Below are 9,994 nucleotides of genomic sequence, written 5' to 3' on the forward strand. Positions count from 1 at the left end.
ATCTCCTGTGATAAGCAGTTCATTACCCGAGGGAGCGAGGAGAACATGGCGGACAACACCGAGTTCGAGCTGCGCGGGATCAACCACCTCGCGCTGGTGTGCTCGGACATGAGGCAGACGGTCGACTTCTACTCCGGCGTTCTGGGCATGCCCCTGATCAAGACGATCGAGCTGCCGATGGGCTGGGGGCAGCACTTCTTCTTCGACTGCGGCGGCGGCAACGCGCTGGCGTTCTTCTGGTTCCCCGACGCGCCCGAGGGCGTTCCCGGCGTCTCGGCGCCCAAGAACCTGCCCGACCGGGGTGAGCTGCTCTCCGCGGTCGGCTCGATGAACCACATCGCCCTCGACGTCGCCCCGGACCGGATCGAGGAGTACCGCGACAAGCTCATCGCCAAGGGCGTGGACGTCGGGGTGATCCTCAACCATGACGACAGCGAGTTCGGCATAGCGCCCGCCATGGGAGAGGGCGTGTTCGTCCGGTCGATCTATTTCAAGGACCCCGACGGCATCCTGGTGGAGTTCGCCGCCTGGACCAGGGACCTCGGCCTGCCGGAGGACGTACGGCACGAGCCGAGGACCGCCGCCGACAGGACCGTCTGAGCCCGCGCTCCGGCGGACCACGTGAGGCCCGCCGGCGGGGCCTCCGGGCGCCGGCGGCGCCGAGTGAGACCGCGCACCGGCGGGATCGACGGCGGCGTGCGAGACCGCGCCGGCGGGGTCGGGACATCGCGCCGGATCTCGCAGGCGGGAATGACGGCATCGCGCGAGACCGCGACCGGCGGCTCCGGGTGCTGTGTGACGTGTCACGCCGTGGGACACATCGCGCGCCGTGTGACACGCCTTCACCTATCACGCCTTTACGAGGACTTGCTCGATCATGTCAAGGAAGCCGCGCCGGGAATTCGGTGACCGGTGGGATCCCGTCGGCGAAGTGGGCCCATCCGGGAGGCATGACCCCCGCGACCTCGCCGGCGACCTCGACGAAGGAGCCGGGCTACCGTTCGTCGCGCCACCGGTGCCGCTCGGCGCTCGGTGACCTGAATGAAACGGCCGTGTAATTACGCTGCCGGTCAGCCGAAGGGGACGGTCCTGCCCGGACACCCTTTCTCCAGCTCAAGGAGACCGCGTTGACCACTCCAAACGGGAACCGGAGCGATCACAGCCCATGGAACTGGCTGCTCATCGTGCCGATCATCCTACCTTTGCTCCCGTTTCTCTTCAATTCCGACGAGCCCCGGCTTTTCGGCTTTCCGATGTTCTACTGGCTCCAGCTCGCCTTCATCGCGGTCGGTGTCACATGCACCACGATCGTGTACCAGATGACGAAGCGGCGGCGGTGACCCGATGGAAGCTCACCTGACAGAAATCATCGTCTTCTCCGCACTGTTCCTGCTGGTCAGCGGCATGGGATTCGTGGCCGCGCGCTGGCGCCGCCCGGAGAACCTGGCAAGCCTCGACGAGTGGGGGCTCGGCGGCCGGAACTTCGGCTCGTGGGTCACCTGGTTCCTGGTCGGCGGCGACCTCTACACCGCCTACACGTTCGTGGCGGTGCCCGCCCTGCTCTGGAGCGCGGGCGCGATGGGCTTCTTCGCGGTGCCGTACACGATCGTGGTCTACCCGATCGTGTTCCTGGTGCTGATCCGCCTCTGGTCGGTCTCGCACGTGCACGGCTTCGTGACCCCCGCCGACTTCGTCCGGGCCCGCTTCGGCTCCCCCACGCTGGCGCTGCTGGTCGCGATCACCGGCATCGTCGCGACGATGCCCTACATCGCCCTCCAGCTCATCGGCATCGAGGCCGTGCTGAAGTCGATGGGCATCACCGGCCACCTGCCGATCATCATCGCGTTCGCGATCCTGGCCGCGTACACCTACCAGTCGGGCCTGCGCGCCCCGGCGCTGATCGCGTTCGTCAAGGACACGCTGATCTACGTCGTGATCCTGGTGGCGATCTTCGCGATCCCCGCCCAGATCGAGGGCGGCTGGTCGGGCATCTTCGACTCCGCCCAGGCGAAGTTCGCCGCCAGTGCCCCGCCCGGCGACGGCATCCTGCTCAACGCGAACAACCAGCTGCAGTACGTCACGCTGGCCCTGGGATCGGCGCTCGCGCTCTTCCTGTACCCGCACAGCATCACCGGCGTGCTCGCCTCCAAGAACCGCGACGTGATCAAGCGGAACATGTCGGCGCTGCCCGCCTACAGCCTGCTGCTCGGCCTGATCGCGCTGCTCGGCTTCATGGCCATCGCGGCCGGCATCCAGCCCATCGGCAAGGACAACAACACGATCGTGCCGCAGCTGTTCGACAAGATGTTCCCCGACTGGTTCACCGGCGTCGCGTACGCCGCGATCGGCATCGGCGCGCTGGTCCCCGCGGCCATCATGTCCATCGCCGCGGCGAACCTCTTCACCCGCAACATCTACAAGGAGTACCTCAAGCCGGACGCGAGCGACGCCGACGAGGCCCGTGTCTCGAAGATCACCTCGCTGCTCGTCAAGGTCGGCGCGGTGCTGTGCATCCTGTTCCTGGACACCGGCTTCTCCATCGACCTGCAGCTCATCGGCGGCGTCATCATCCTGCAGACGCTCCCGTCGGTGGCGCTCGGCCTCTACACCCGCTGGTTCCACCGCAGCGGCCTGATCGCCGGATGGGTCGCCGGCATGGGGGCCGGGATGCTCCTGCTCTACAACATCGGCAACCCGGCCACCGGCAAGCTGCACTTCGCCGGGTCGGCGTTCCCGCTGGAGAAACTGGGCCTGGACACCAAGATGACGATCTACGCGGGCATCCTCGCGCTCGCGGTCAACCTGGCCGTCGCCGCGCTCGGCACGGTCATCGCGCGCGCAATGAAGACGACCGACGGCGTCGACGCCACCCAGCCCGACCACTACTTCGCCGACGAGGGCGACCCCAGGATCAAGGATCTCGACCTCGCCCCCCACTGACCCACCGGACGCGCCGCCCGTTCCGGGCGGCCAGAACCTCAGGATCGAGGACCGGGACCCCGGAGGATCACCCACCGGCCCCCGGAACCGAGCGCGGGGGGAGAGCCTGTCCGGCTCTCCCCCCGCGCCGCGTCGTCGTTACCCGCTGGCCGGGGCGCGCAACTGCGCGATCAGCGCCTTCCCGTCCCGGACGAGCACGTCACGCGCCGCGGTGTCGGGCACCCAGAGCTTGAGGCGGGCGAGTGCCACGAAGGCCTCCAGCGAGGCGATCGCGAGCTGCTTCCTTCCCGCCTCCGCGTGCTTCCTGGCCTGGTCGAGCTGGACGCCGAGCAGGACGCCCCGCACCGAGCCCTCCGCCTTGAAGCGGTCGAGGAGATTCCGCACGTCGGCGAAGGAGGTCGTGACCTCGAACGCGACGGTCTGCTTCGTGACGTGACCCGCCTCGTCCTTCGCGGTGACGGTCAGCGTGTGCGCGCCGAGCGCCAGCTCGGACAGGGCGAGAGGCTTGCCGGAGACCACCTGCAGGTCGCCGATGGCCGCCGTCACGCTCGCCACCCCCGACGTCGCGTCGGCCGCCGAGAAGACGGGCGTGACGGACGCGGAGTCGCCGTACTTCCCGGGCTGCACCCCGCTCACGGACAGGACCGGGGCGGTCTTGTCGATCTTCGCCGTGACGGTGCCGACCTGCGAGACGTTGCCCGCGTTGTCGGTCGCCCGGTAGCGCGCGGTGGCCGTCCCGTCGGCGGTCAGGGTGACCGGGTTGTTGGCGTTCAGCCACGTCGTGCCGCCGTTGAGCGAGTACTGGCGGCTCGCCACCGTGCCGTTGTCGGTCGCGGTGACCGTCAGCGTGACGTTGCCGGTGTACCAGCCGTTCTCCCCGCCCGGCTCGGCCGGGGCGAGCGTGGCCGACACGGTCGGAGGCGTCTCGTCGGAGACCCCGTCGCCCTGGAAGGTGAACCCGTCGACCTCCACGCCGCCGGTCGAGGTGACGTAGAGCTTCCCGCTGCCCGTCGGGGCGCCGGTGAGCGAGGTGTCCACGCTCTGCCAGCCCGATCCGGCGGGCACGGTGACGGTGGCGAACGGCTCCGCCGTCTCCGAGCCCCAGCGCAGGGACAGCGTTCCCGCACCGGAGGCGCGGGTCTTCACACCGGTGACGCCGGCGAAGTTCACCGGGTCGTACGCGATCCAGTCCCCGGCGTCGAACGACGTGATCTTCGCCAGGCCGGACGCGCTCTCGTCCTCCACCCTGGTGACGCCGCTGCTCGCGTCCGCGTGCTCGGCCTGCAGTTCCTTGGGGTTGAGGATGAGCGTGGCGTCGCCGAGCGCCCCGGGGATGTCACCGGCGCCGTTGTCCCGGTAGCTCACGACGACGACGCCGAAGATGTTCTCGGTCTCGCCGTGCTCGGGGGCGTCGGCGGGCGTCGGCCAGGCGCCCGAGCAGCCCGAACCGAGGGTCTCGGGGTGGGCGTGCGCGTCGTGGCCGAGGCCGAAGGTCCACTGCACCCGGCCGCACACCGGGGTGTCGCCGTCCTCCTTGTCGGAGACCTTGATCTGGAACGGCACCGCGTCGCCCCAGTTGAAGAAGGAGCCGTTGCCCGGCGTCTGGATGGTCACCTCGGGCGCGGTGTTGCCCACGGTAATCTCGGTCGAGGTGAGCCCGAACTTGCCCTGCGCGTCGGTCACGCGGAGCCTGGCGGCATACTGCCCGAGCGCGGGGTAGGTGTGCGAGGCCGTCACGCCGGTGGCGTCGAAGGTCCCGTCGCCGTCGAAGTCCCACTCGTAGCGCAGCGCGCCCGGCTCGGCGTCGGTGGACGTCTCCGCGCTGAACGCGACGGTCAGCGGCGCGGCGCTGCTCGACGTCGGCTTGGCGACGATCTTCGCCTGCGGCGTCTTGTTCCCCTCGGCGTAGTCGATGCGGTAGAGGCCCGCGTCGGGGTTCGCGCGGAAGAAGCCGTCGCCGTAGTCGAGCACGTACAGCGACCCGTCGGGACCGAACTCGATGTCCATCGGGCTGTCGGTGATCGGCATCGCCGCCGTGGTCAGCGCGCTGTTGGGCAGGAAGTGTTCGAGCTTGGTCACCGGCCCGTCCGGCCCCGTCACGGTGAACGCCGCGAGGTAGTCCTGGGAGAACTCGCCGAAGAAGAACTTCTTGTCCCAGTACGCCGGGAACTTCGTCGTCGACGGGTTCGCCGCGTCGTAGTGGTAGACGGGGCCGCCCATCGGCCCCTGGCCGCCCGCCGGCTCGAAGTCGGTGAGCCCGGCCCACTCCGCGGGCTGGTGGGTGTTGTTGTCGCCGTAGTAGAGGTCCGCCGGGGTCGCGGCCGGCAGTTTGTCGACGCCGGTGTTCCAGCGGGAGGTGTTCGTCGGCCCTCCCGCGCAGTCGAACCACGCGCGCGGTGTCGAGGTCGCGAAGTTCCAGTCGTTGTAGTTGAAGTTGTTCCCGGTGCAGTAGGGCCAGCCGCTGTTCATCGGCTTGTCGATGGGGGTGACGTTCCACTCGACGTAGCCCAGGGGCCCGCGGGCGGGGTCTGCCGCCCCGGCGTCGGGGCCGTAGTCGCCCCAGGAGACCGTGCCGGTCACGTCGTCGACGTCCATCCGGAAGGCGTTCCGCACGCCCGTCACGAAGATCTCAGGACGCGTCTTGGCCGTCCCCGGCGGGAACAGGTTGCCGGCCGGGACGGTGTAGGAGCCGTCCTCCTTCACCGTGATCCGCAGGATCTTGCCGCGCAGGTCGTTGCTGTTGCCCGCGCCGCGCCGCGCGTCGAGGCCGGGGTTCATCCCGGGGGCGTCGTTGTTGGGCGCCATGCCGTTGGCCCCGGGCGTGCCCGCGGGGGTGTTGTCACCGGTGACGAGGTAGAGGTTGCCCGCGGCGTCCCAGTCCATGTCGCCCGCTACGTGGCAGCACTGCCCGCGCTGAGCCTCGACCTTGATGATGACCTGCTCGGTGGACAGGTCCAGCGCGTCACCGGTCCACTTGAACCGCGACAACTGGTTGTAGCCCTTCCACTGGTTCCAGTACGACTCGTCCGCGCCCGCGGGCAGCGAGTTGGGCGCCGAACCGGTGGGGGTCGTCTCCGGGTACGGCGCCGTCATCGTCTTCGGCGCGTAGTAGACGTAGACCCACTTGTTCTCGGCGAACTTCGGGTCGATCGCGATCGTCTGGAGACCGTCCTCGGAGTTCGCGTAGACGGGGATCGTGTTGATGACCTTGGTGAGGCCGGTGGCGCCGTCGGTCAGCCGGATGTCGCCGTTGCGGGCGGTGTGCAGGACCCGCTTGTCGGGCAGGACCGCCAGGTCGATCGGTTCGCCGACGTTCTTGGTCAGCGTGATCTTCTCGTAGTTCGACCAGTCCGTGGGCGCGGCCAGGACGTCGGTATGGGCCTGTACGGGGGCGGTGCCGGGCACCACCAGGGGGAACAGCAGGGCGACCAGTGCTCCACCGAGCATGGCGCGGGTACGCTTCAACTTCCTGAGCCTCTTCTTCAGGGGGGTGTCAGGACAGGGCGGGCCGCCACGCGTGCCGCGGCAACGGCTTCGATCACGTGGCGGTCCGCCGAACCCGTCTCCGGGTTCTTTTTCGAGGTGCCCTTCGGGGGGCCTCCAAGGAGTTCGCCCGGTCGTCCGCCGGACTCTCAGCGACGGCGGCGCAGGGCGGCCAGGTTCTTGTAGCTGAGCTCGGAGTACTGGAGCGAGCGGCCCGGCGCCTCGGCTCCTCCGGGCGCGTTGTCCTGCTCGTACATCGGGTTGTGGCGCCGCTCGATGTCCAGCTTGGAGAAGAAGGCGCGGTAGTCGATGTCACCGGTGCCGAACGGCACCATGTCGTAGCCGTTGCCGGTCGCCGTGTTGGCCTTCCCGTCCTTGGCGTGGAACAGCGGGAACCGCTTCTCGTTCTGTCGTACGAGCTTCAGCGGGTCGAAGATGTCGGCCCGGGTGGAGCCGTCGCCCGCGACGTACGAGCGGTGCTTGTACTGCGCCACGTGCGCCCAGAAGATGTCCATCTCGAGATAGACGTGCCTGCGGCTGGTGATCCGCAGGAAGTACTCCAGCTTCCTGATGCCCGACGAGCGGGTGGGCCGGCCGAGTTCGTCGAGCGGGCCCTCGTCGAGGAGGAAGCCGTACGCCGCGTCGTGGTTGTGCGTGTACAGCTTGAGCCCGGCGGCCGAGGCGATCGAGCCGAGACCGTTCCACTTCTGGGCGGCGAGGTCCCAGTCCGCCTTGTAGGCGCTGTTGGTCGGGTCTCCGCCGGTGCCCACATGCTCCATGCCGAGGATGTTGGCGATCTCCAGGGTCAGCTTGAAGCGGTCGAGGTCGGCCTGGGTGAGCGGCCAGGAGCCGGGGATGAAGCCGTGGTTGCCCTGGGCCTTGAGCCCGTTGTCGTCGAGCCACCGGCGCAGCAGCCTGGCACCCTCGACGGTCTCCAGGTCGGCCCCGCCCTCGGCGTTCGCGTGCTGGCGGTAGCCGGCGAACTCCACCTGCTTGTAGCCGATCCGCGAGAGTTCCTCGAACACACGCCGGAAGCCGGCCGGCAGGCTCGTGTTCGCCGCCGGGTCGCGGGAGATCACGTCACGGACCGTGTAGAGGATGATGCCCCGCTTGGCCTCGGGCACCAGGGCGTTCCGGTCGCCGTGACCGTGGCCCTGACCGCGCTCCTGGTCGCCGCCGGGGGAGGCGTACGCGGCCGACGCGAGCGGGCCCACCGCCGAGACGGCGGCCACCGCGGTGACTCCTGTCGTGGCCGCGAGGAACTGGCGGCGGTTCAGTCCGAGCCTGCGGCGCAGCGCGCCCGCGACCTCGTCGAACTCTTCTTCGTGTGCACTCATGGTTTCCTACCTCCGTGTGGGTGGATGGAGCCCCGTGATCCCCGATGCCTCAGCCGAGTGACCGCCGACTCCTTTCCGCCGCAGGCCGGGGCCCCGCCCGGCGGATCGCCTCTCCGAGGAGATCCGCCCGCGAACGCCGCCGGCCGACTCACTGCGCACTCTTGATGTTGTGCAGAGAACTTGGCGTGGAAGTTACGCGTCTTCTGACGTTTTTGGAAGAACTTTTGTCATGATCAATTTAACTTTCTACGAACCACAACCGAAGTCACCCCGGTGCGCGACCCCGTCCACCAGGCCCGACAGACCGGTGAACGGTGGATCTTCCCTGATGGATCGGGGTGTCCGCCTCCCAGGGCGCCGCAATAGACTTGGTTTGTAACGATATGAGCAGATAACACCCTCGGACGGCCCGCCTCGACCGGCCCTACGGGCTCGCCGATCAACGAGCGGTTCGCCTCGCCACAACGGTCACGGGACCTGTCCAGCGGGCACTTTGGTGGAGAAGGCTGAAAGTTTCGCTCACAATCGGCAGAAGTGTTGGTTCACCCATCGGGTGACAGTGACGTACCGGAAGACATCAGGCGGCACATCAGGTCGCACGGGCCGCCGGGCGTCTCGCCGACCGGCGACACCGAACCTCCATCCGACACCGGGCCTCATCAGGCGGGCTTTCCCATTCGCCTCGCCGCTTGTAGCGTCTTGACATCCTTCCCGCCCGGAGGCGGAGGTTTCCGCGCTCGAGGTTTCCGCGCTCAAGGAGAAGTCATGGTCCCGGCGAGGAACACGAGGAACGAGAAGGGAAACGCCGGATGCGCGCGGCCGGACTCGGAGCCATCTCACTGGTGATCGCACTGACCGCCTGCGTCCCGGCGCCCGGCGCCGCACCACCGGCCTCTCCCTCGGCGACGAGCCCCGCGCCCGCGCCCCCTTCGCCCTCCTCCGAGCGGCCGGATCCTCCCACGGAACCGGGCCCGGCCGGCTCGGCCTCCACCCTCCAGGCGATCGCGGACGACCTGGTGGCGGCGGCCGGTTCCCCGGGGGCCGTCGTGCACGTCCGTGACGACGGAAAGGTCCAGGAGGCCGCCGCGGGGTTCGCCGACCCGGCGACGCGCACCCCGATGCGGGTCGACCACCGCTTCCGGATCGCGAGCATCACCAAGACGTTCACCGCGACGATCACGCTCCAGCTGGTACGCGAGCGGCGGCTGGCCCTCCACGACACGCTCGGCGAGCTGCTTCCCGGGGTCCTTCCCGGCGCCGGCCGGGTGACCGTGGAACAACTGCTCAACCACACCAGCGGGATACCGGACTATCTCACCGACTCCCGCTTCATGGACGCCATCGTCGACGGCGGCATGTACACGCGCGACTGGCCGCCGCGGGAGCTGCTCGGTTACGGCGGAAGACCGGGCAGAAGCGGGGTGAACCGCTACTCCAACGGCAACTTCATCCTTCTCGGTCTCATCATCGAGAAGGTCACCGGCCAGAGTTACGCCGAGGCGCTCCGAGAGCGCGTCACAGGGCCCCTGAAACTGCGCGACACCGAACTGCCGCGAGATCTACGGCCGCCCGGGCTCGCCACGGGCAGGCAGGGCGACGGTCCCGGGGCGACGGTCGTGAACTCCTCGATCTTCTGGTCCGCGGGCGGGCTGGTGTCGACCGCGAGGGATGTGGGCGCATTCTACGAGGCACTGTTCGGCGGGAAACAGGCCGTGTCCGGTGGCGAATCCGCCGAAGGATCGGCGCCGAGGCGATTACTCGAGGGGGCCGCGCTGAAGCGCGCGGACGGTCTGGGCATCTTCGCCGACAGGCTGCCGTGCGGCATCCGGGTGTGGAACCACTCCGGGATGATCTACGGATACTCGGGGGTCGCCATGAGTAGCGAGGACGGCCGGCGCCAGGTGGTGGTGCAGCTCAACTCCCCGGCGGCCGGGCAGGCGATCGCGACGGCGGGAAGGCTCATGTGCCGATGAGCCGCCTGACGGCCGAACGCCCTATAGGGGACTTCCCCGGTCCGGGGAATGATGGGATCTCGGGAGTCTCCCGTTGGAGTTTCCCGTGGGGAAGGTGTCGCACAGGGCCCCGAGCAGACCCCGCAACAGTCCCGAACAGGCCCCCGAAAGCGGTGGCGGGCAGGCCTCGAAACGGGTCGCCGGTAGGTCCCGGAAAAGGAGCCCGGGAACAGGCCGGAAAAAGGGTCCGGACATGCCTGAGGGCCCCCACCAACGGTGGAG

Annotated in this window: 6 protein-coding genes; 4 read left to right on the plus strand and 2 right to left on the minus strand. The window is 68.8% G+C overall.

Translation table 11 applies throughout. The features are described 5' to 3' along the window. The first annotated feature begins 45 nt into the window (after positions 1–45). From ACTOQ3_RS33310 to mctP, 3 genes are all read left to right on the plus strand, one after another. Entirely contained in the window at positions 46–600 is a 555-nt protein-coding gene (locus tag ACTOQ3_RS33310) for a VOC family protein (protein ID WP_440087419.1), read from the plus strand. 527 nt (positions 601–1,127) lie between these two features. Further along, positions 1,128–1,340, plus strand: a complete 213-nt coding sequence (locus tag ACTOQ3_RS33315) for a DUF3311 domain-containing protein (RefSeq protein WP_440071415.1) — start codon at positions 1,128–1,130, stop codon at positions 1,338–1,340. A gap of 4 nt (positions 1,341–1,344) precedes the next feature. Then, the gene (mctP, locus tag ACTOQ3_RS33320; RefSeq protein WP_440087420.1) at positions 1,345–2,940 is read left to right on the plus strand and encodes a monocarboxylate uptake permease MctP; all 1,596 of its coding nucleotides are present in this window, start codon (positions 1,345–1,347) and stop codon (positions 2,938–2,940) included. Between the two features lie 138 nt (positions 2,941–3,078). Here the strand turns inward: mctP and ACTOQ3_RS33325 are convergent, their stop codons facing one another. Both ACTOQ3_RS33325 and ACTOQ3_RS33330 read right to left on the minus strand, forming a co-directional pair. Next, the gene (locus ACTOQ3_RS33325; RefSeq protein ID WP_440087421.1) at positions 3,079–6,405 is read right to left on the minus strand and encodes a PQQ-dependent sugar dehydrogenase; all 3,327 of its coding nucleotides are present in this window, start codon (positions 6,403–6,405) and stop codon (positions 3,079–3,081) included. A gap of 167 nt (positions 6,406–6,572) precedes the next feature. Then, positions 6,573–7,760: a sugar phosphate isomerase/epimerase family protein gene (locus tag ACTOQ3_RS33330; RefSeq protein WP_440087422.1), complete on the minus strand. Its 1,188-nt coding sequence runs from the start codon at positions 7,758–7,760 to the stop codon at positions 6,573–6,575. An 809-nt stretch (positions 7,761–8,569) separates the two neighbouring features. Between ACTOQ3_RS33330 and ACTOQ3_RS33335 the strand changes: the two genes are divergently transcribed. Beyond that, complete coding sequence (locus ACTOQ3_RS33335; protein WP_440087423.1) at positions 8,570–9,733, plus strand: serine hydrolase domain-containing protein; 1,164 nt, start codon at positions 8,570–8,572, stop codon at positions 9,731–9,733. Positions 9,734–9,994 lie beyond the last annotated feature (261 nt).

Origin of the sequence: Streptosporangium sp. LJ11, assembly GCF_051918945.1 — a bacterium.
Taxonomy (GTDB): domain Bacteria; phylum Actinomycetota; class Actinomycetes; order Streptosporangiales; family Streptosporangiaceae; genus Streptosporangium.

Bases quoted from the DNA above. Each gene is read 5' to 3' on its own strand.
- ACTOQ3_RS33335 (WP_440087423.1), top strand. From the start codon at position 8,570: ATGCGCGCGGCCGGACTCGGAGCCATCTCACTGGTGATCGCACTGACC.
- ACTOQ3_RS33330 (WP_440087422.1), bottom strand. From the start codon at position 7,760: ATGAGTGCACACGAAGAAGAGTTCGACGAGGTCGCGGGCGCGCTGCGC.
- ACTOQ3_RS33310 (WP_440087419.1), top strand. From the start codon at position 46: ATGGCGGACAACACCGAGTTCGAGCTGCGCGGGATCAACCACCTCGCG.
- mctP (WP_440087420.1), top strand. From the start codon at position 1,345: ATGGAAGCTCACCTGACAGAAATCATCGTCTTCTCCGCACTGTTCCTG.